Source organism: Pseudomonas mucidolens (assembly GCF_900106045.1).
Classification (GTDB): Bacteria; Pseudomonadota; Gammaproteobacteria; order Pseudomonadales; family Pseudomonadaceae; genus Aquipseudomonas; species Aquipseudomonas mucidolens.
In genome coordinates this window covers 3248731-3268384 of sequence record NZ_LT629802.1, presented here as the reverse complement: position 1 = coordinate 3268384, position 19654 = coordinate 3248731, and the positions used below count along the sequence as shown (strand labels likewise).

Below are 19654 nucleotides of genomic sequence, written 5' to 3'. Positions count from 1 at the left end.
CCAGTTACCGAGATGCCACTGATTCAGTCTGATTCCTCGTGAACCATTTCCTGTGCCGTACTCCAAGCGCCTGGAGGTAGTGCCCTTCGATCCAGAACTTTACCCGGAAGTTAATAGCCCAAGCCTGGGTGAAAAGCAGGAAAGCCCAGCGCGCATTCACGCTTTTGACGACAGCGCATCTGGCGAGGGTACTGATACACAAGCCTTCATCACTCACCACGATGCGCAGATACTAATCTCCATACGGGGCACCGCGGGTAAGGCAGATGCATTGCGTGACGCGGACGCGACTCAAGTCTCCTTTAATGAAGGGCCGGGCAAGGTGCACAGCGGATTTTATGACGCGGCAAAGGCGGCCTACCTTTTTGTTACGCGTTATCTAGATAAATTTTACGGCGGGCAAAAACTGGTCGTCACCGGGCACAGCCTGGGCGGGGCGATTGCCTTGATAGTGTCTGAAATGCTCTGGCTGCGTCCTGAGCGGTATGACATTGTGCTTTACACCTACGGGCCGGAGACAAAGTGTTCGTTGAGGGGGCTGAGCCCCTGATTCACCACCGCATAGTCAATCACAACGACCCGGTACCAAGTGTTCCGTCGACGTGGATGAATACGTCCACCAAGCGGGAGTACATCGCACAGGGTGTCGTTACGGTGCTGAGCCCGGCTGTCGGGGTGTCATGGTTTGTGTTGGGCATGATAAACATCTTCGGCGAGCCCTACGCTCACCACGGCAAACTGCGACAGTTTATGCCGACCCAATGACCCGCCAGCAGCCGACGATGATGAGCGGGCGATAGCAGCCATTACGGGAGGGCACACTGTCGGAGCGCCCTACCTTTTGGATATTGATTCGATGGCCTAGCTTTATGCCCACAAACAGAGTGTCCCTCAAATTGCTAGGGGCTGGAAAGCACCCAGTCCTCCGCGCAATCGGGTGGAGAATCCGATCACGATGAGCGAAATACGCCCACACAGCTCTCAGCAACACGCTGAGAGGCTTATTCGCGCCCAAAACACCTCGCGTTCATCTCAAATTGCTCAGCATCCAACTCTTGTCGAGCGATGAGCTCTGACAACGGGCCGGAAGTCGCGATTTGGGCGCTCTATCCATCGAGGCGCCTGTTGAGCGTCCGTGTGTCTGTATTTCTCGATTACTTGAAAGAAGCGTCACAGGTACGCCCGAGGAACTGACAGCCTTTCTCTCACCCTAGAAGCTCACTCGCCAAAAGCCCTCAAGTGACACGCTCGAAGCACAGCGTGTCAGGGTTATCGAAAATTGGACGGTGTCAGCGCTTCTCTCCAGAATTACTGGTGAAACCTCTTGCCCAAGGCATCCAGGCGCACTGCTATCGGCGGCAACCGCTCGCTGCTGCGCGCGAGCGTCTCCACATCCTGCGCCGTGCTCTGCGCAATGCTCTGCACCGATTGCAACCTCCCGACAATCTCCAGGTTCGCCGCGCTCTGCTCCCGGGTCGTCGTCACAATCCGCCCATTTAACTGGTCGATCTGCGAGATGTCGTTGCCCACGGCCTTGAGCATTTCGACTGCCAGTTGACTGTCTTCCACACAGCGCTCCACACCCTGGCGGCTGTCGTGCATGGCTTCGACGGCTTCGCGGCTGCCTTGTTGCAGGCCTTCGATGATGGTTTTGATTTCCTGGGTGGAGGCAGCGGTGCGTTGGGCCAGGCTGCGCACTTCGTCGGCGACCACCGCGAAGCCGCGGCCTTGTTCGCCGGCGCGGGCGGCTTCGATGGCGGCGTTGAGGGCCAGCAGGTTGGTCTGGTTGGCGATGCTGCTGATCACTTCCAGCACCGAGCCGATCTGTTCGGCTTGTACTGCCAGGCCTTGGACGGTCTGGTTGGTGCCTTTGAGCCGTGAGGCCAACTGGGTGATTTCGTGTTGGGCGCGGCCGACGCTTTCCTGGCCGCGCAGGATTTGCTGGGTAGCTTGGCCGGCATGTTCGACGGCGTGCTCGACGTGCACGGTGATATGGCCCATGGCATCTTCCATGCGCTGCATGGAACCGGTCATCTGGGTAATTTCGGCCAGTTGGTGACGAGCGCCTTTTTCCAGGGTGCCGCTGGCGCTGGCCAGTTCCTGGCCCAGTTGTCCGAGGCCGTGAGAGTCGCGCGCGACGCCGTCAATCAGGCCGGTGATCTGTTGCAGGAAATGATCGAAACGCTGCGCAAGGGACACATGCAACTGGCTCTGATCACCCTTGGCGGTCTCGACCGTGAGTTGCGTGGTAACGGCGAGCATTTTCTCGAGCATTTCCTGGCTTTCAACCGCCTCGCTCTGGGCATGTACTGCGAGGTAGAGCAGGGCGATGGTCTCCATCACCACATATAAAGCATGCACGAATATCATGGCCCAACCGCCGTGATGCTGCATCACGAATACCGGAAAACCTTGGTGTTGCAGTGCATGAAATACCACGTGGTGCACCGCGATCGTCAGCGCCGCCACCAGGATCGGCAGCCAGTCCCGATAAAACGTCAGCACCGCCAGCAGCGCAAAAATGCCGAAGTGCGCTTCGATCACGCCCTGCGCCTGGTTGATATGCAAGGCCGCCATGATCATCAGGCCAACGCCCAGGACGCAGCGCATCGGACGGGTGCCGCCGATGGCGCGGTACAACAGAGTCAGGACCACGCAGGTGCCGCCGCCGACGAGCGCGGACTGAATCAAGGTGTCGTGCCAGAACGCCAGGCCGAGGGAGAAGAGGAACATCAGCCAGACCAGCGCCAGCATGATGCGGTCGGCCTTGCGGTAGTGCTCGAAAAAACGCGTACGAGTGGGCATTCACACTTACTCCATGTGGTCGAACTGGACTCAAGCGAAGGGGGCAGGCTGGAGCGAATCGGTTGTCCTTGGTTTTTATTGGATTCAGGGACGCAAAGCGGTTATCGGCATCACCGGAAGAGACTTTAGAGACCGCTATTGGAGTGCTGCGCGCCCTGCTCTTGATCTGCCTGAGTGCGAACACGCTCGCAGGCGCTGATCGAAGACAGCTCGCCGGGCGAGGGCAGCATTTGTCGGGATGGCGACGCCGCTCGTCCACGTGAGTTGATCCAGCAGCAGGTCGTGTCGTTGATTGATGAGTTTCTGCGCGCTCAGGAGATATCGATCTGATACCGAAACCCCTCACCTGCGGCACGGGAGATTCGGTATTCCAGCGGGCTTCGGTCATACCCGGACGCGGTGCGTTCAATGGTGACGACCGGGGAACCTTCGGCAATCGACAGCATGTGCGCGATGACGGGGTCGGCTTCGCCAACCGTGAGGGTCTCGCTCGCCGAGGCGATGCATTGGCCGCACTGCGTTTCATATAAGGGGTAGAGCAGGGCGCCGAAATGCTCGGAGTCGAGGTCCAGCAGTGCGCTGAAGCGTGTGGCCGAAAGCCAGATTTCTTCATAAAACAGCGTGCGTCCCTCGACCATCCGCAGGCGCTCCATGCGCAGCACTTGCTCACCGTCCTCCAGCCTTAATGCGCCAGCCACCGTTGGCGACGGGGTGTGCAGCGTCTTGCTGAGGATGCGGCTGGTGGGTATTTCACGCCCGCCGCTGGTAGTGACCTGCCGAAAAAAGCGCGCCAACGAGGCATCGAAGTTGGGCCGGCGGACAAACGTGCCGCGGCCCTGGCTGCGCAACAACAAGCCTTCATTCACCAGGGTATCCACCGCCTTGCGCACGGTGCCGATCGCCACGCCGTATAACTTGGTCAACTCGGCCTCCGTGGGAATGGGCGCGCCGGGGGACCATTCGCCGGCGGCAATCTTGGCAAGCATTTCTTCCCGTAGGCGCTGATAAAGCGGCAGTCGCTCGTCGTATCCAAGTGTCGTTGTAGTCATTACAGAGGCAGTCCGTTCAGGCAGGCGGGATCACTTTATCACCAACAACGTGTTTGACAGATATCCATCGCTGGTTATATGGTCATACATTCATATATATGACTAAATGTATTTACAAAAAGTGGCCGCACGTCATGGCAACGTCTTTCGGGACTGGCCGCGAATGCAGCACGTGGTCAGCCACCACAACAATCGACCCAGGTTATCTGTTCATGTCCAGTCTTGACCCGCTCAGCCCCCGCGGCGCGGATACGCACGCGCACATCTTCCGCCAGGATCTGCCGATGGTTGCCAGCCGTCGCTACAGCCCGCATTACGATGCCTTGGTGGAGCAATACCTGGATCATCTTGATCGCAACGGCCTGTCGCACGGCGTGCTGATCCAGCCGAGTTTTCTCGGGACCGACAATCATTTCATGCTGGATGCGTTACGCCGTTATCCCCAGCGCCTGCGTGCCGTGGCAGTTGTCGATGTCGATGTCAGCGAAGCGCAGTTGGACGAATTGGCCGAGGCCGGTGTGGTGGGGATCCGCCTGAACCTTATCGGTAAGACGCTGATGGACTACAACAGTCCGGCCTGGCTCGCGTTGTTCAAGCGCCTGGCGGTGCGAGTCTGGCAGGTCGAGATTCAGCGCGGTATCGATGACGTAGCGCTGATTGTGCCTGCCATCACGGCGTGTGGCGTCACCGTGGTGATCGATCACTTCGGCCTGCCGAGTGGCGGTATTGATATCGAGAAACCCAACCATAAGGCCTTTCTGCAATTGCTCGCAGACGAGCGCGTCTGGCTCAAACTGTCCGCGGCCTACCGTAGCCAGTGCGATCTTGCCCAGGCAGCCCAGGTGCTGGCACAGATCCGTGAAGCGAGCGGTAGCATCCAGCGGCTGCTTTGGGGCAGCGATTGGCCTAACACCCAATTTGAACAGCAGACGGACTATGTCCGGCAAGTCGCTTTCATCAAGGAACTGCTGCCGGATGCGGCTGAGCGCGACCAAGTGCTGATGGATAACCCGGCGAAGCTGTTCGGCTTCGATGTTTCCCGCTAAACAATCAATAACAATAGGACTTCCATCATGATGAGCCTGCTCGTCGTCGCGGCAATCGTTGTCGCCGTCGCCCTGGGTTACAAGACCAAAATCAACATTGGTCTGTTCGCCATTGCCTTTTCCTACCTGATCGGCTGTTTCGGCATGGGCCTCAGCCCCTCCGAGGTCATTGGCATGTGGCCGCTGAAGATCTTTTTTATCATCTTCTCGGTCTGCCTGTTTTACAGCTTCGCCACGGTCAACGGCACGCTCGAGAAACTGGCCGAGCATTTGATCTATCGCTGCCGTTCCATGCCCCAGTTGTTGCCATTCGCCGTGTTTTTCACCGCGACAGCCATTTCGGCGATGGGGGCGGGTTACTACACGGTGCTGGCCTTTATGGCGCCTATCACGCTGCTCCTCTGTGAGCGCACCGGCATGAGCTTGATCGTGGGTGGGATGGCGGCAAACTATGGCGCGTTGAGCGGGGCCAACTTTGTTTCCAGCCAGAGCGGCATTATTTTCCGTGGATTAATGGTCAACGCTGGCGTTAGCGAAAACGACGCCTTTCTCTACGCTGCAGGGATCTTCGTCAGTACGCTGGTGATTCCGTTGCTGGTGATTGGCGCCCTGGTTTTCCTGACCGGGCATGGCAAGGCGATGAAAGCCTCTGTCTATGTGGTGAGCGAACCCGAGCCGCTGAACCGTGAGCAGAGAATGACCCTGTGGCTGACATTGGCGATGATGGTCATCGTACTGGCGGCGCCGGTCACTCAACTTATCTTTCCGGCCAACGCGACGGTGAGTTTCATCAATTCGAAGATGGACATCGGCCTGGTCGCCAGTCTGTTTTCGGTGATCGCGCTGCTGCTTAAACTCGGTGACGAGCGCAAAGCCATAGCGTCGGTGCCGTGGAGCACGCTGATCATGATCTGTGGTGTGGGCATGCTGATTTCGGTGGCGATCAAGGCGGGCACCATTGGCTTGCTGGCGTCGTGGATGGGCAATAGCATCCCGACGATCATGGTGCCAATTGTCTTCGGTGTGGTGGCGGCGTTCATGTCACTGTTCTCCAGCACGCTGGGGGTGGTGACACCGGCGCTGTTCCCGATGGTGCTGCCGATCGCTTCGGCGTTGGGACTTGAACCGATGGTCTTGTTCATCGCCATCGTGGTGGGCGCCCAGGCCACTTCAATCTCGCCGTTCTCCTCAGGTGGCAGCCTGATTCTCGGCTCCTGCTCCACGGAGCAGAGCCGCAGTTCGCTCTTTGCGCAGTTATTGTTTCGTGCCGCACCCGTGGGGTTTGTCGCGGCGCTGATCTTTAACCTGTTCCTGACGTTCGTCTACTGATCGTCTGCAACGGCCTGCTGCGCATTGCAGCGGGCCGTTGCGCGCTAGGTTTTTTTCCACCGCCGGATAATCCACCCGTAAACCGCCAGGTTGATCAGTAATGCCAGCATACCGAGGCCCAGCTGGATGTGCGGCGTCAGCCCGGCAGGGTAAATCAGCGCAAGCACGTAGTGTTCGATAAAACCGCCGCCATAACCCTCCTGCCCGGCGAGGTGGCGCAGCAGGTTTTCCCAGCGCGTCAGTGGGCAAGGCAGATGGAAGAACTCGACTGCGATGCCCCAGGCCGCGGCGGGCAGGTGCAGCCAGACGACTGGCCGCCACCGCAGGGCGAGCAGGCCGCCGAACAGCACGAACAGGATGAAACACAGGTGAAACAGCACCAGGCTGTCGGCAGCAATGCGAAAAAGCATGTCGGGGTCGCATGGGCGGATGGGTAGCCAGTCTAAGGTAGAATGGGTTGCTTGCAGGCAAGCCTGGCCGTTATTGTGCTGAATCCTTTTAGTCCTTCGCCACGGATCTTTTGTGATGAGTGCATCGCGTACTGCTGTCGGCCCGATCAAGGCCGTGATTTTTGATATGGACGGGTTGTTGCTGGACACTGAAGGCATCTACACCGAAGTCACGCAAATCATTGCCGAACGCTACGGTCGTACCTACGACTGGAGCATCAAGCAGCACATCATTGGTCGCGGTGCCCAGGACTTGGCTGACTATGTGGTGAAGGCCCTGGACTTGCCGATCACGCCGGCCGAGTTCCTGGAGATTCGCGAGCCGCTGATGAGCGAGCGCTTTCCCAAGGCCCTTGGCATGCCGGGTGCCGAGGCGTTGGTGCGGCATTTGAAGGCGCACAATATTCCGATTGCGGTAGGCACCAGTTCTTCGCGTAATTCCTTCGCTCACAAAACCACGTTGCACCGCGAATGGTTTGACCTGTTCGGCACCATCGTCACGGCGGATGATCCGGAAGTCGGCGCTGCCAAACCGGCGCCGGACATTTTCCTCACCGCCGCGCGACGCCTGGGTGTAGCGCCAGAGGACTGCCTGGTGTTCGAGGATTCTCCCTTTGGCGTGACTGCCGCCAAAGCAGCGCATATGACCGCTATTGCCGTACCCGATGAAGCCATGGCCGACAGCAAGTATCACCACGCTGACCAGATCATCCGCAAACTCGCGGACGTCGATCTGGCCGCTTATGGCTTGCCGCCCATGCGCTGATCACGGGGTAACTGCAGGTACCGGCAAGCCGTTATCTACTGGGTCGATCAGGCACTGAACCCGCCATCGATGCTCAAGCTCGCCCCGGTGATATATCCGGCTTCCGGACTTGCCAGATAAGCCACGAAACTGGCAACTTCCTCGACCTGGCCATAACGACCGATCGCCATCAGCGCAATCAGGCTCTCGGCAAACTCCCCGTTGGCTGGGTTCATATCGGTGTCCACCGGCCCTGGTTGCACGTTATTGATGGTGATTCCCCGTGGCCCCAGGTCCCGCGCCAGGCCTTTGGTCAGACCCACCAGCGCCGACTTGCTCATGGCATATGGGCCACCCCCGGCAAACGGCATGCGCTCGGCATTGGTGCTGCCGATATTGATGATTCGACCACCTTCGCCCATATGTCTGGCCGCTTCCTGTGTAGCGATAAACACGCTGCGCACGTTGATTGCCAGGGTCTGGTCAAAATCTTCCAGTTTGAAGTCTTCCAGCGGGCCGACTGCCAGTACTCCCGCGTTGTTTACCAGAATATCCAGTCGCCCGAATGCCTTGACAGTCGCGCTGACTGCGTTGCGAATGGCGCTGGCATCGGCACTGTCGGCCTGAATCGCCAGGGCTTGGCCGCCCTCGTTGATGACGCTGTTCTGCAAGGCTTCAGCCTTGGCGGCAGAGCTGACGTAAGTAAATGCAACGGTTGCGCCTTGTGCGGCCAGACGTTTAACGATGGCGGCACCGATGCCACGAGAGCCGCCTTGAATCAAGGCAACTTTACCGCTGAGAGTAGGTGTGGTCATGTCGATCTCCAAGTCGTTCAAGGCAGGGTTGCCTTGGTAGGGGGATCGAGTATCGACCTCGTCGCGACGCCTCGGTAGACCGAGATTGCTATAGTCTATGTAAACCAAAAGTTTAGAGTGGGGCATTATGGAGAGCTTTGGAGGTATCGAATGCTTCGTGCGCAGTGCGGAAGGCGGCAGCTTTGCCGAGGCGGCCCGGCACCTTAGCCTGACGCCAGCAGCGGTCGGCAAAAGTGTTGCCAAGCTCGAATCGCGGCTTGGCGTGCGGTTGTTTCAGCGCAGTACCCGGCGCCTTACATTGACGGAAGCCGGCAAGTTGTTTCTTGAAGAGGTCAGTGCCAGTCTCACCACCATCCAAAATGCCGTGGCTAACCTGGCCAACGCCGAAGGTCGGCCCGTGGGAAAGCTCAAGGTGAGTATGGGCACTGTGTTCGGCAACCGTTATGTGGTGCCGCTGTTGGCTGATTTTTTGAACAGATTTCCCGATATCAGCCCCGATTGGCATTTTGATAACCGCCAGGTAGACCTCATCGGCCAGGGCTTTGACGCTGCCATCGGTGGCGGTTTCGAGCTGCCTCAGGGGGTGGTTGCGCGTAAGTTGGCCCCGGCACACCGGATTCTGGTGGCCTCTGCGGACTACTTGACCAAGCGCCGTCCCGTGCAGGAGCCCGAGGACTTGGCGCTTTGCAACGGTATCTTGATTCGTTCTCCGCAAACCGGACGCGTACGCTCCTGGCAGCTCACCAGCCGGACCCGCGAACAGCGTCCCTTGATGCTCAAGCCGCGCATGACGATGGGGGACTCCGAAGCTGCTTGCTGCGCCTGCACCCAGGGGCTGGGCATTGCTCTGGTAAGTATGCCGATGGCTGTACCGTTTCTTGAGCGCAATCAATTGCAACGGGTGCTGCCTGACTGGTACGTCGACGATGGCAATATTTCGCTGTATTACGCACAGCATAAACTGCTACCCGGAAAGACCCGGGCATTTGTCGATTTTATTATTGAGCAGTTTGCCCGGCAGCAACTGGCGCAGAGGTTCAGCGCAGTTTAAATGCTGTCATTGCCTGAACCTCTCGCTCACTTGCGTTCTAAGCTGATATAGGCCGATGGGGCTTGCGACTTGAGAGACGAATCATGACCCAATCACGTGCATTATTAGTGTTTACCAGTCTGGTGTTGATCGCAGGTTCTCCGGCGCTGTTGGCCGATCCCGGTAACAGCAATGGCAAGGACAAAGGCAGTTTCCACGGCAACAAGGGTGGTCACGGCAATCAGGGCAATCAAGGGCAGGGCGGCGGTAAACAGGGCGGTGAGGCACATTACCGCGGGCCGCAGATTGATGTCGGCGGGATCCGCGTGATTCTCGGTGATAATCGTGACTATTGGCGTGGGGGTTCGTCCCTGCCGCCGGGTATCCAGAAGAACCTGGCCCGTGGCAAACCCCTGCCGCCTGGCATCGCCAAGAAGCTCGATGGGCGCTTGCTCGGGCGCTTGCCTCATTACGACGGTTACGAATGGCAGCAGGCGGGTACCGATCTGATCCTGGTGACTCTTGCCACCGGGATCATTTATGAAGTGCTGAATGATGTTTTGAACTGAGTGTCATCGATGCGACGCGGGAGACTTCCCGTGTCGCTCGTTCAGCGTCCGAACTTGCCCGGCCAGCCGATCACTTTCTTCGGCCGGGGTGTCGCATAGGTTCTCACTTTCGAGGTCGACAGGCCCAGTCGCACCAATGATTCGGCAAGGGTCACGGCCGCCGTCACGCCATCCACCACGGGCACGCCGGTACGTTGGCGAATCTCTTCGTCAAGCCCGGCCATGCCACCACATCCCAGGCAAATCACCTCGGCCTTGTCTTCGCGCACGGCGAGTTCCGCCTGGCGCACGATGGCTTCCACGGCACGCCTGGGATCTTCCTCCAGTTCCAATACCGCCAGGCCGCTGGCCCGCACCGAGGCGCAACGCGCATACAGCCCGGACAGCTTGAGTCGATCCTCGATCAGCGGCACGGTGCGGTCCAGGGTAGTGACCACCGAATAAGCGTGGCCGAGAAACATCGCGGTGCTGGCGGCGGCATCAGTGATGTCCACCACCGGAACGTTCAGCAACTCCTGCAGGCCTTCGCGACCGTGTTCGCCATAACCGGCCTGGATTACCGCATCGAACGGTTGCTCGTAAGCCATGACCCGGTCCATCACCGCAATGGCCGCAAGATAACTTTCGAAATTACCTTCCACCGATTCGGCGCCGAAGAACGGGGTCAGCCCGACGATTTCGGTGCCTGCTGCAGCGACACTGCGGGCCTGCTGGGCAATGGCTTGGGTGATGGATTCAGTGGTATTGACGTTGACGACAAGGATGCGCATGAGGAGTCCTTAATACAGTCGGAATTAATGGCTGACGTTATCAACCGCGATGCTCTCGCCGCTGACGTCGGCGTAGTGCGGCTGGCGCTTGGCGATAATCAGGTACAGCAGCCCCGCGATGCTGGCTCCAAACAGCCAGGAAAACGGTGAGACACTGGAAAACCCAGGGAGCAAAGCCAGGAGAATGGCGATCACCGCTGCAGGCACAAACGCCGCCACTGCCCGCAAATTGACCCCGCGGCTGTAGTAATAAACGCCGTTGGCATCTTCGCTATACAGCTGCGGCACATCCACCTGACTCTTACGGATCAGCCAGTAGTCGACCATGATCACGCCATACAGTGGACCCAGCAGCGCGCCCAGGCCGGAGAGGAAATACACGATCACCAACGGACTGTTGTAGAGGTTCCAAGGCAGGATCAGCACCGCGACAAATGCGCTGATCAACCCTGCGCGGCGGAAGTTCAGGTACTTGGGCGCCAGGTTGCTCAGCACAAAGGCCGGGGCGACGAAATTGGCCATGATGTTCACGGCCACGGTGACGATCAGAAAGGCCAGGCAGCCCAGCACCAGGAAGAACGTATTGGGGATGGCCGCGATGATTTCGGTGGGGCTCTCGATCACCTGGCCATTGAGCTGGAACTGTCCGCCGCACAGCAATACGGTAATGATGGCGAACACCAGGATATTCACCGGCAGGCCCCAGAAGTTACCGACCTTGATGGTTTTGCGGCACGGTGAAGAGCGGGCGAAGTCGCAAAAGTTGAGGATCAGCGTGCCGTAGATGGCCAGCCATAGCGCGCCACCGGCAAAGATATTGCGCCACATCTCGCCACCGCTCAGCGGTTCACGGGTCGACCAGGCGATGTTGCCGCTGGCCTGGAAGTACATCCAGCCGGCCAGTGCCGCGACCGTCAACAGAATTACCGGGCCGGCGAAGCCTTCATAACGCCGCACCATCTCCATGCCGTACGCCAGAATCACCAGTTGCACAAACCAGATCATTACAAAACACGCCCAGCCCAGGGTTGACAGGCCGAGGATCGAGTTGTGGTCATAGTCGGCAAATCCTGGATGAATCGCCGTCAATAAGACGCGGAATACGACCGACGCTAGGTAGGTCTGAATTCCGAACCAGGCAATGGCGATCACTGCCCGAATCAGCGCCGGAATCTGCGCGCCATGAATACCGAAACTTATCCGGCTGATCACCGGAAACGGTACCCCGGTTTTCTGCCCCATATACCCTGACAAGTTCATGAAGAAATAAACCAGCGCCGCGCCGATCCCCAGGGACAGCAGGATTTGCCAGCCGCCCAGTCCCATGGCGTACAACCCGATGGCGAAGGAATAGTTGGCGATGTTGTGTACGTCGTTGGTCCACAAGGCAAAGATGCTGTAACGCCCCCAGCGGCGGCCTTCTACTTTGGTGGGCGCCAGGTCCTTGTTGTGCAGACGTGGACTGAGCACCAACGGACCGGGACTGGCGTCCGCGAACGAGGAGAAGGAGGGCGGATCCAGTGCGATATTGTTCGAGAGGCTTGTACGCATTCCGGCAGGCTCCTGGCATCTGCGGCGAATGCGCGGGTCAGGCGCGGTCAGCGTGCAGATGCAAAGTGTATGTAGGTTGTTTGTAAAATTGTATACAAAGACTTGAACTCCTTAAGCCACATGTGTGCCATGTTTTTGTCTATCAAAAGCACGGCTAATTTCGTTTTTGTAGGTGATGATAATAACTAGCTGAATTTAAATAATTATAAGTTGACCGTTTGAACAGGTATTTATTTTTCTGTAAGAAGTTGGCTGGTGTTGTTGTGGGAAGTTAGGACTGAGAAGGTGTAACTTTTCGGTGCATAATTTTTATAATTGCACACAAAAATGGCACTGTTGGTGACATTTATGTGTACACGTTTTTCACCGAGGCAAAAAAATGGGAGCAATCTGCTCCCACGTTTTATGCCAACTCGAATCTCAAGCTTTGCTGATGATGTTCCCCGCATGCAACCCACACTCTTTCTGGGTTGCCTCTTCCCACCACCAACGACCTTCACGCTCATGCTGGTTGGGCAAGACAGGACGGGTGCACGGTTCGCAGCCGATGCTGATAAATCCACGTTCATGCAGGCTGTTGTACGGCAACTCCAGCATGCGGATGTAGCCCCAGATTTCTTCGCTGGTCATTTGCGACAGCGGGTTGAACTTGTACAAGGTGCGTTCCGGAGTCGAGAATGCCGTATCGATTTCCAGTGCGGCTACCTGGCTGCGGGTACCTGGGCTCTGGTCGCGACGTTGGCCGGTGGCCCAGGCGCTGACGCCTGACAGTTTGCGCCGCAGCGGTTCGATCTTGCGCAGGCCGCAGCATTCGCCGTGGCCGTCCTTGTAGAAACTGAACAGGCCTTTTTCCTTGACGAAGGGTTCCAGTTTGCTCTGGTCCGGCGAGATCAACTCGATATCGATCTTGTAGAAATCGCGCACTTGCTCGATGAACCGGTAGGTTTCCGGGTGCAGGCGGCCGGTGTCGAGGCTGAACACCTTGACGTTTTTGTTCAGCTTCCAGGCCATGTCCACCAACACCACGTCCTCGGCACCGCTGAATGAGATCCATAGATCATCGCCGAACTGGCTGAACGCCAGTTTGAGAATGTCCTGGGCGGACTTGTTGGCATAGCTCGTGGCGAGTTCGACGACGTCAAAGGCTTGGTTCATCAGGACGGTTTCCTACAGGTCAGTGGCGCTGAGCGCTCTATAGGAGAGCGATGGTAACAAAATCCGCTCTGCGTTGCGGCGGGCGGCGTGAATCGCTAGAGTTCGGCAGTCCTTTGGCTCGCTCAACTTGAATAATACGAATAGGAGTGTCTTGTGGAAATTGCCTGTCTCGACCTGGAAGGAGTGCTGGTTCCGGAAATCTGGATCGCCTTTGCCGAAAAAACCGGGATTGAATCCCTGCGGGCCACCACCCGGGACATTCCCGACTACGACGTGCTGATGCAACAACGTCTGCGGATTCTCGACGAGCACGGCCTCAAGCTCGCGGATATCCAGGAAGTGATTTCCACCCTGACGCCGCTGGACGGCGCTGTCGAGTTCGTCAACTGGCTGCGCGAGCGCTTCCAGGTGGTGATTCTGTCGGACACCTTCTATGAGTTCTCCCAGCCATTGATGCGTCAGCTGGGTTTCCCGACCTTGCTGTGCCATCGCTTGATTACCGACGAGAGCGACCGGGTGGTGAGCTATCAGTTGCGCCAGAAAGACCCCAAGCGCCAGTCCGTGTTGGCCTTCAAGAGCCTGTACTACCGCGTGATTGCCGCCGGCGATTCCTACAACGACACCACCATGCTGGGTGAAGCGGACCGAGGGATTTTGTTCCATGCTCCGGAAAACGTGATTCGCGAGTTTCCACAATTCCCGGCGGTGCATACCTTTGAGGCGTTGAAGCAGGAATTCATCAAGGCGTCGAACCGGTCGTTGAGTCTGTAATCACCGGTGTGGTCCAGGACGGCTCCCTTGCGGGCTGGCCGTCACACAGTTGTGTTAAACGTCCGCAAGCAATCGCTCGTAAGGAATGCGTAAACCTTCATGCAACCGCTTGATCATTGGCAGGCTCAGCTTGCGCTTGTGGTTCAGCACCTCTGAAACCCGCCCGCTGGTACCGATAAACGGCTCCAGATCCCGTGCAGTCAAACCCAGCTGTTCCATGCGAAACCTGATTGCCTCAACCGGATCGGAAGGTGGCATCGGGAAGTGCTGTTCTTCGTACTTCTCAATCAAGAGGGCGAGGATTTCCAGCTCATCGCCCTCTATAGAACCAATGGGTGCGCCCCAGAGCTGCTCCACGCGCGCAAGCGTAGCGGCCAGATCCTCAGGGGTACGAATGGGTTTAATGTCCATCACACGGTCTCCGCGTTGATCTGATCGTACTGGGCGTGAGTTCCCACGAATCGAATGAAGCCCAATTGTCTTGGGTAATCGATTGCCATGATCACCCGATATTTATTACCGCCCACGTTGAATACCACTCTCCCGCCTTTAAGGATGCTGGCCGTTCGTAGCTCGGTCTTGAGCTCCTGGGGCGTGAGATAACAAGTTTTCTGCATGTGGCGATACCATTCAATCAACGGTATTTCAGCGTTGGCATAGGCCGGGTGACTTTCCCAGAGCACCCGTAAGGTGGCCCGTGCGATTACGCGCATCGTGACAACCTCCCAATTTGGGAGATGCTAGGCCGGGCCGTCAAAGAATGCAATCTCGGAAACATCATGTAGGCGATTGCTAAAGAACCCGGCGCGCATGACACGGGTGATAAAACGGGCAGAACAGCAAGCGGTCGCTCCATGTGATTCCTCACAAACAGCTGGGCGCAATAGTGGAACTGGACGCTATCCGCCAGCTCGTACAGAGTCCACCCACGTTCTGATTCAGGGCTTTTCAGCGAGGCGAATACGCTGTTGACGCCTGGTCCTACAGGCCTTCTAACGTCTGTAGCAACACCCGCACTTTGGTCAGCGACTCCTGGTACTCCGCGTGCCATTCAGAATCAGCGACGATCCCGCCGCCGCCCCAGCAACTGATCTGCCCGTCCTTGACCAGCAAACTGCGAATGGCGATGGAGCTGTCCATTTCGCCGCGTACGTCGAGGTACAGCAACGAGCCGCAATATAAGCCGCGCCGGGTCGGTTCCAGTTCATCGATGATCTGCATGGCGCGAATTTTCGGGGCGCCGGTGATCGAACCGCCGGGGAAGCTGCCGGCGATCAGGTCGAGCGCGTCTTTGTCGTCCGCCAGTTCACCCGTGACACTACTGACCAAATGGTGCACGTTTGGATAGCTTTCGAGGCTGAACAATTCCGGCACCTTGACCGAGCCGGTGCGGCAAGTGCGGCCGAGATCGTTGCGCAGCAGGTCGACAATCATCAAGTTTTCCGCGCGATCCTTGGGGCTGGCCAGGAGTTCGGCGGCGTTGGCGGCGTCGTCATCGGCGGTCTGTCCGCGGGGGCGGGTGCCTTTGATCGGTCGGGTTTCCACTTGACGCTGGCTGATTTTGACAAAACGTTCTGGCGACAGGCTCAACACCGCGCCATCGTCCGGCAGGCTCTGGAAGCCGGAAAAGGGTGTCGGGCAGGCCGCACGCAGGGCGCAATAAGCCGCCCATGGATCACCACTGCACGCAGCGCGAAAGCGTTGGGCGAAGTTGACTTGATAGCAGTCACCCGCCTGGATGTAGTCCTGAATACGCGCAATGGCCTGCTCATAGGCTTCGACGCTCAGGTCCGGGTGCATACGGCTGTGCAGTGTGAAGTGGGCGGGCAGACTTGGCCTCGGCTGGTTGAACAGCGTCATCAGGCGTTGCCGTTCGCTTTCCGGCAGTTTCGGATGAAACACCAGTTGGCTGGTCCGGGTGTGGTGATCGCTGATCAACGCCCAGGCGTACAGGCCAAAACGCGCGTCGGGCAGACGCAGGTCGTCCACCGCCTGCTGCGGCAGTTGTTCCAGGTGCCGGCCGAAATCGTAGCTCAGGTAACCGATCAGGCCACCGGCAAATGGCAGTTCATAAGGTGCCGGCAGCACGGCTTCACCGAGTCGTGCGAGGTTCTCCCGCAACCGTTGCAGAAAATCGCTGCCGCTTTCACCCGGCCACACTGTCAGCGTTGCCTCCGGCCAGGCGCTGAGCACGTCATAACGGCCACGCTCAGCAGTGGGTCGGCCGCTGTCCAACAGCACCGCGCCGGGCGCATGGCGAATGGCCGTGAAGTATTCGGCCGGGTCTGCCCGGTAGGGCAGCGGGTGAACGGAACAGGTCGACATGCGGGGCGGTTCAGCCATCGAAGAGAGGGATTAGAGCAGATACAAGCTACACGCTACAAGCGTAGGCACGTTGGCCTTGTTTGCCGCTTGTAGCTTGCCGCTTCAACCCTCCACAGGAGGAATATGACCAAACATTTCTTGGGTAAACTTCACGCGCTCGTCTGCCGTTTCGGTCACGCCGGCCGCCTTCAACGCTTCCAGCCGCGCCTCCACCGCGTGGGTACGCAAGGTCAGGCCACAGTCGTTGGCGATCTGGATATTCAGCCCCGGTCGGGCATTCAGTTCCAGGATCAGCGGGCCTTTCTCCTGGTCCAGCACCATGTCCACGCCGATATAACCCAGGCCGCACAGTTCATAGCAACTGGCGGCGAGCTTCATGAAACCGTCCCAGTTGGGCAACTGCACGCCATCGACCGCGTTGGTGGTGTCCGGGTGCTTGGTGATGATGTTGTTCAGCCAGGTGCCCCGCAAGGTCAGGCCGGTGGCCAGGTCCACACCGACGCCGATCGCGCCTTGGTGCAGGTTGGCCTTGCCGCCCGACTGCCGGGTAGGCAGACGCAACATAGCCATCACCGGGTAGCCCATCAGCACGATGATGCGGATGTCCGGCACGCCTTCATAGCTGATGCTTTTGAAGATCTGGTCGGGAACCACGCGGTATTCGATCAGTGCACGGTCACGGTGGCCGCCCAGGGAATACAGGCCGGTGAGGATGCTGGAAATCTGATGTTCGATTTCTTCGTGGCTGATGATCTTGCCGGAGACTGTGCGATAGCGCCCTTCGAAACGGTCGGCAATCACCAGGATGCCGTCACCACCGGCGCCCTGGGCCGGCTTGATCACGAAGTCGCTGCGTCCGCCGATGATCTCGTCGAGCTTGTCGATTTCCTTCTCGGTGGAAATGACTCCGTACATTTCCGGCACATGGATGCCGGCGGCGATGGCCCGTTCCTTGGTGATGATCTTGTCATCGACAATCGGATACAGGCTGCGCTTGTTGTACTTGAGCGCGTAGTCGGCATTACGCCGATTGATGCCCATGATTCCGCGTGCCTGCAGGGCTTTCCAGGTTTTCCAGAACCCGAACATTACGAATCAGCCTTGAGGAAGGCTTTGAAACGTACCAGTTCGGTCAGGCGATAGCCGCGATAGCGACCCATTGCCAGCATGAAACCCACCAGAATCAACAGGATCGCCGGGAAGGTGAACACGAAGTAGATCAGCTCTGGCACGCTCATGATCAGGTGGGCCAGGGTGGCCGCGAACAGCGTACCGATCGCCACTTTCATGGCATGACCGCCGCCACGTTCTTCCCAGGTAATGGACAGGCGTTCGATGGTCATGGTCAGAATCACCATCGGGAACAGCGCCACCGACAAGCCGCGTTCCAACCCCAGTTTATGGCTGAACAGGCTGATGGCCGCGATCAGCACCACGACAAAGGTCAGCACCACCGAAAGTCTTGGCAGCATCTGCAATTTCAAATGCTCAAGGTAGGACCTGAGGGATAAACCGAGCGCGGTAATCACCGTAAACAGCACGATGCCGAAGCCCAACTGCGTTTCGCGGAATGCCAGGGCGATCAATACCGGCGTAAAGGTGCCCAAGGTCTGCAGGCCGATCAGGTTGCGCAGGATCAGGATCACCAGCACGCCGATCGGGATCATCACCATGATCATGAAGGTTTGCTGAGTTTGCAGCGGCAGGCCGTAGAGCGAGTATTCGAGGAAGTTGGCGTCAGTGTTTTCGTCCGTCAGCTTGGCCAGGCGAATGGCGTTCATTTCGCTGTTGTTCAGGCTGAACGTCACCGTGGCCTTTTTGCCGCCGTCGACCGAGATCAGGTTTTCATCGCCAGTCCACCACAGCAGGCGATCGGAAGGCAGGCCCTGTTGGCCGGTCTCCGGGTTGAAGTACAGCCATTCGTTGCCATTAAAACTGCGCAGCCACAGTTCCGGGGTTTGCGGCAAGTCGGCGGCCAAGCGCAGGGTGTGGACCTTTTCCACCGGGACGTGGGCGATAGACAGCAGCAGCTCGATGGTCCTTGCCTTGTTCGGCGTCGATGGGTCACCCGCCAGCAGCAGCTTTACATTGTCGTCATTGAGGTTGTTGGTGCGCTTGATGGCTTCGCTGATAAAGGTTTCGACGTCCGCCGAGTGCTGGCGGATTGGCGCGAGCAAGGCTTCGGCAGCCACTTTTTCCGGGCCTTCCACGGCAATGCTGTCGCGAAAGGTCGGGCCCTTGACCTTGGTTTTATCACCGACATAGCGCTTGGTCAGTACCAGGCGGTAGTAGAGCGTCTGTTTACCCTGGGCGCGCCGGGCGGACCAGGTGACCCTGCGGTTGCCGTCGATACGATTGACGCTCACGCCATAGTTGTTGGAAATGAAACTCTCGTTGAGGCTGACGAAGTCGGTGCTCAAGGGTGGCACGAACATCTGGATTTTCACCGGGTCCTTGGCGTTGGCGACGAATTCGACCTTGGCATCGATGTTCCACAGGTCGTCAGTGGCGTCTTCCGTCACCGGGATCCCCAGGACGAAAATCTGATAGGCCGTGATCGAAATACCCAGTACCACCAGGATGGCGATCAGAATCTTCAGGTGTATCGTAAGAGGGCGCATTGGAATTACTCGGCGGTATGAGCGTCGGTGGCACAGGCAGGTTTGCCCGCTGCGTATTTAAGGCTGGGGTCGACCAGCGCATCAAAGCGTTTCAAGGCTTCGGAGCCGATCAGCAGCGGGTATTGGAAGGCGCTGCGGTCAGTCAGGTTCACTTCGATGCTGCGTAAAGCGGTGCCCATGCAGATGTTCAGGGCGATAACCGGACGGGCGGTGTAGTTTTTGTCCTCATCAGGGTCGTAATCCCCGGCGCGGCGCTTGATCTTGCTGACGCGTGCCAGGGGACGTTCGATGGGGTGTGAGTGAGCGGTGTCGATGGCCAGGTAGAAGCGGACCCAGGATTCACCGTTGCGCTTGAAGCGCTTGATGTCTCGGGCACTCAGGGACGCCGTCTTGGCGCCGGTATCGAGTTTGGCGGCGACTTCCAGGTCAATGCCCGCCAGTTTGGCGTATTCATTGAGGCCATACACGGTCTTCTCGGCGGCGACGCCAAGGCCCGGTACACAGAGTAGGCAAAGCATTAGGGGGAAGGGCTTGAGTCTCATAAATCCTGAGGCGGTGCAGTGCGATGTTTAGGTCAAGGCGACTGGCATTACTGCGCAAGCTCCCTCGTGCGCCTTTTCATCA

20 protein-coding genes and 1 pseudogene are annotated in these 19654 nt (G+C 58.2%); 8 read left to right on the top strand and 13 right to left on the bottom strand.

Going from position 1 to position 19654, the window contains the following annotated elements; translation table 11 throughout:
* Nucleotides 1–52: 52 nt before the first annotated feature.
* Nucleotides 53–756, top strand: a pseudogene (locus BLU75_RS15025) (lipase family protein); the annotation flags it as partial.
* 552 nt (nt 757–1308) lie between these two features.
* Here the strand turns inward: BLU75_RS15025 and BLU75_RS15020 are convergent.
* Nucleotides 1309–2805, bottom strand: a complete 1497-nt coding sequence (locus BLU75_RS15020; RefSeq protein ID WP_084378935.1) for a methyl-accepting chemotaxis protein — start codon at nt 2803–2805, stop codon at nt 1309–1311.
* Nucleotides 2806–2979: 174 nt separating this feature from the next.
* On the opposite strand from BLU75_RS15020, the gene BLU75_RS27300 reads away from it, so the two are divergent.
* Complete coding sequence (locus BLU75_RS27300; protein WP_174580147.1) at nt 2980–3135, top strand: hypothetical protein; 156 nt, start codon at nt 2980–2982, stop codon at nt 3133–3135.
* Here BLU75_RS27300 and BLU75_RS15015 read toward each other — a convergent pair.
* Nucleotides 3117–3854, bottom strand: coding sequence for a GntR family transcriptional regulator (locus BLU75_RS15015; RefSeq protein ID WP_084378934.1), 738 nt, complete (start codon nt 3852–3854; stop codon nt 3117–3119). The two genes, BLU75_RS27300 and BLU75_RS15015, sit on opposite strands and share 19 nt — an antisense overlap.
* 212 nt (nt 3855–4066) lie before the next feature.
* Here BLU75_RS15015 and BLU75_RS15010 point away from each other — a divergent pair, with 212 nt between their 5' ends.
* Together BLU75_RS15010 and BLU75_RS15005 are read left to right on the top strand one after the other, a co-directional pair.
* On the top strand, nt 4067–4900 hold the full coding sequence (locus BLU75_RS15010; RefSeq protein ID WP_084378933.1) for an amidohydrolase family protein: 834 nt from the start codon (nt 4067–4069) through the stop codon (nt 4898–4900).
* A 27-nt stretch (nt 4901–4927) separates the two neighbouring features.
* Nucleotides 4928–6229, top strand: a complete 1302-nt coding sequence (locus BLU75_RS15005; protein ID WP_084378932.1) for an SLC13 family permease — start codon at nt 4928–4930, stop codon at nt 6227–6229.
* Between the two features lie 44 nt (nt 6230–6273).
* On the opposite strand, the gene BLU75_RS15000 is transcribed toward BLU75_RS15005, so the two are convergent.
* Nucleotides 6274–6639 carry a DUF2784 domain-containing protein gene (locus tag BLU75_RS15000; RefSeq protein ID WP_084378931.1) on the bottom strand — a complete coding sequence of 122 codons (366 nt, stop codon included), beginning with the start codon at nt 6637–6639 and terminating at the stop codon, nt 6274–6276.
* A gap of 115 nt (nt 6640–6754) precedes the next feature.
* Here BLU75_RS15000 and BLU75_RS14995 point away from each other — a divergent pair, with 115 nt between their 5' ends.
* Nucleotides 6755–7444, top strand: a complete 690-nt coding sequence (locus tag BLU75_RS14995; protein WP_084378930.1) for an HAD-IA family hydrolase — start codon at nt 6755–6757, stop codon at nt 7442–7444.
* Nucleotides 7445–7491: 47 nt separating this feature from the next.
* Here BLU75_RS14995 and BLU75_RS14990 read toward each other — a convergent pair whose 3' ends face one another.
* Nucleotides 7492–8238 carry a 3-oxoacyl-ACP reductase family protein gene (locus tag BLU75_RS14990; protein WP_084378993.1) on the bottom strand — a complete coding sequence of 249 codons (747 nt, stop codon included), beginning with the start codon at nt 8236–8238 and terminating at the stop codon, nt 7492–7494.
* Nucleotides 8239–8365: 127 nt separating this feature from the next.
* Between BLU75_RS14990 and BLU75_RS14985 the strand changes: the two genes are divergently transcribed.
* Nucleotides 8366–9289: a LysR family transcriptional regulator gene (locus BLU75_RS14985; RefSeq protein ID WP_084378929.1), complete on the top strand. Its 924-nt coding sequence runs from the start codon at nt 8366–8368 to the stop codon at nt 9287–9289.
* Nucleotides 9290–9372: 83 nt separating this feature from the next.
* Nucleotides 9373–9837: an anti-virulence regulator CigR family protein gene (locus BLU75_RS14980; RefSeq protein ID WP_084378928.1), complete on the top strand. Its 465-nt coding sequence runs from the start codon at nt 9373–9375 to the stop codon at nt 9835–9837.
* A gap of 41 nt (nt 9838–9878) precedes the next feature.
* On the opposite strand, the gene BLU75_RS14975 is transcribed toward BLU75_RS14980, so the two are convergent.
* The 3 genes from BLU75_RS14975 to BLU75_RS14965 all read right to left on the bottom strand — a co-directional run bounded on the left by BLU75_RS14975 (nt 9879) and on the right by BLU75_RS14965 (nt 13313).
* Nucleotides 9879–10607 (bottom strand): aspartate/glutamate racemase family protein, encoded by a 729-nt coding sequence (locus BLU75_RS14975; RefSeq protein ID WP_084378927.1) that lies wholly within the window; start codon nt 10605–10607, stop codon nt 9879–9881.
* A gap of 24 nt (nt 10608–10631) precedes the next feature.
* Nucleotides 10632–12158 carry an NCS1 family nucleobase:cation symporter-1 gene (locus tag BLU75_RS14970; protein ID WP_084378926.1) on the bottom strand — a complete coding sequence of 509 codons (1527 nt, stop codon included), beginning with the start codon at nt 12156–12158 and terminating at the stop codon, nt 10632–10634.
* Nucleotides 12159–12578: 420 nt separating this feature from the next.
* Complete coding sequence (locus tag BLU75_RS14965) at nt 12579–13313, bottom strand: phosphoadenylyl-sulfate reductase (RefSeq protein ID WP_084378925.1); 735 nt, start codon at nt 13311–13313, stop codon at nt 12579–12581.
* Nucleotides 13314–13466: 153 nt separating this feature from the next.
* On the opposite strand from BLU75_RS14965, the gene thrH reads away from it, so the two are divergent.
* A complete protein-coding gene (gene thrH / locus BLU75_RS14960; protein ID WP_084378924.1) occupies nt 13467–14084 on the top strand; it encodes a bifunctional phosphoserine phosphatase/homoserine phosphotransferase ThrH in 618 nt (205 codons plus the stop codon).
* A gap of 54 nt (nt 14085–14138) precedes the next feature.
* Here thrH and BLU75_RS14955 read toward each other — a convergent pair whose 3' ends face one another.
* From BLU75_RS14955 to rloA, 6 genes are all read right to left on the bottom strand, one after another.
* Nucleotides 14139–14495, bottom strand: a complete 357-nt coding sequence (locus tag BLU75_RS14955) for a helix-turn-helix domain-containing protein (protein WP_084378923.1) — start codon at nt 14493–14495, stop codon at nt 14139–14141.
* Nucleotides 14495–14797 carry a type II toxin-antitoxin system HigB family toxin gene (locus BLU75_RS14950; protein ID WP_090221493.1) on the bottom strand — a complete coding sequence of 101 codons (303 nt, stop codon included), beginning with the start codon at nt 14795–14797 and terminating at the stop codon, nt 14495–14497. Before BLU75_RS14950 ends, BLU75_RS14955 begins: the two co-directional genes overlap by 1 nt.
* A gap of 268 nt (nt 14798–15065) precedes the next feature.
* Nucleotides 15066–16409, bottom strand: coding sequence for an aminodeoxychorismate synthase component I (gene pabB, locus BLU75_RS14945; protein WP_084378921.1), 1344 nt, complete (start codon nt 16407–16409; stop codon nt 15066–15068).
* A 102-nt stretch (nt 16410–16511) separates the two neighbouring features.
* On the bottom strand, nt 16512–17498 hold the full coding sequence (locus tag BLU75_RS14940; protein ID WP_084378920.1) for an alpha-L-glutamate ligase-like protein: 987 nt from the start codon (nt 17496–17498) through the stop codon (nt 16512–16514).
* Nucleotides 17498–19030 (bottom strand): osmotic stress tolerance membrane protein RloB, encoded by a 1533-nt coding sequence (gene rloB, locus BLU75_RS14935; RefSeq protein ID WP_090221492.1) that lies wholly within the window; start codon nt 19028–19030, stop codon nt 17498–17500. Before rloB ends, BLU75_RS14940 begins: the two co-directional genes overlap by 1 nt.
* Nucleotides 19031–19035: 5 nt before the next feature.
* The gene (gene rloA / locus BLU75_RS14930) at nt 19036–19572 is read right to left on the bottom strand and encodes a retropepsin-like aspartic peptidase RloA (protein WP_084378918.1); all 537 of its coding nucleotides are present in this window, start codon (nt 19570–19572) and stop codon (nt 19036–19038) included.
* Nucleotides 19573–19654 lie beyond the last annotated feature (82 nt).

Bases quoted from the DNA above. Each gene is read 5' to 3' on its own strand.
- BLU75_RS14995 (WP_084378930.1), top strand. From the start codon at position 6,755: ATGAGTGCATCGCGTACTGCTGTCGGCCCGATCAAGGCCGTGATTTTT.
- rloB (WP_090221492.1), bottom strand. From the start codon at position 19,030: ATGCGCCCTCTTACGATACACCTGAAGATTCTGATCGCCATCCTGGTG.
- BLU75_RS15005 (WP_084378932.1), top strand. From the start codon at position 4,928: ATGATGAGCCTGCTCGTCGTCGCGGCAATCGTTGTCGCCGTCGCCCTG.
- BLU75_RS14965 (WP_084378925.1), bottom strand. From the start codon at position 13,313: ATGAACCAAGCCTTTGACGTCGTCGAACTCGCCACGAGCTATGCCAAC.
- BLU75_RS15020 (WP_084378935.1), bottom strand. From the start codon at position 2,805: ATGCCCACTCGTACGCGTTTTTTCGAGCACTACCGCAAGGCCGACCGC.
- BLU75_RS15000 (WP_084378931.1), bottom strand. From the start codon at position 6,639: ATGCTTTTTCGCATTGCTGCCGACAGCCTGGTGCTGTTTCACCTGTGT.
- BLU75_RS15015 (WP_084378934.1), bottom strand. From the start codon at position 3,854: ATGACTACAACGACACTTGGATACGACGAGCGACTGCCGCTTTATCAG.
- BLU75_RS14975 (WP_084378927.1), bottom strand. From the start codon at position 10,607: ATGCGCATCCTTGTCGTCAACGTCAATACCACTGAATCCATCACCCAA.
- BLU75_RS14940 (WP_084378920.1), bottom strand. From the start codon at position 17,498: ATGTTCGGGTTCTGGAAAACCTGGAAAGCCCTGCAGGCACGCGGAATC.
- BLU75_RS14990 (WP_084378993.1), bottom strand. From the start codon at position 8,238: ATGACCACACCTACTCTCAGCGGTAAAGTTGCCTTGATTCAAGGCGGC.
- rloA (WP_084378918.1), bottom strand. From the start codon at position 19,572: ATGAGACTCAAGCCCTTCCCCCTAATGCTTTGCCTACTCTGTGTACCG.
- pabB (WP_084378921.1), bottom strand. From the start codon at position 16,409: ATGTCGACCTGTTCCGTTCACCCGCTGCCCTACCGGGCAGACCCGGCC.
- BLU75_RS14970 (WP_084378926.1), bottom strand. From the start codon at position 12,158: ATGCGTACAAGCCTCTCGAACAATATCGCACTGGATCCGCCCTCCTTC.
- BLU75_RS14985 (WP_084378929.1), top strand. From the start codon at position 8,366: ATGGAGAGCTTTGGAGGTATCGAATGCTTCGTGCGCAGTGCGGAAGGC.
- BLU75_RS15010 (WP_084378933.1), top strand. From the start codon at position 4,067: ATGTCCAGTCTTGACCCGCTCAGCCCCCGCGGCGCGGATACGCACGCG.
- BLU75_RS14980 (WP_084378928.1), top strand. From the start codon at position 9,373: ATGACCCAATCACGTGCATTATTAGTGTTTACCAGTCTGGTGTTGATC.
- BLU75_RS14955 (WP_084378923.1), bottom strand. From the start codon at position 14,495: ATGGACATTAAACCCATTCGTACCCCTGAGGATCTGGCCGCTACGCTT.
- BLU75_RS14950 (WP_090221493.1), bottom strand. From the start codon at position 14,797: ATGCGCGTAATCGCACGGGCCACCTTACGGGTGCTCTGGGAAAGTCAC.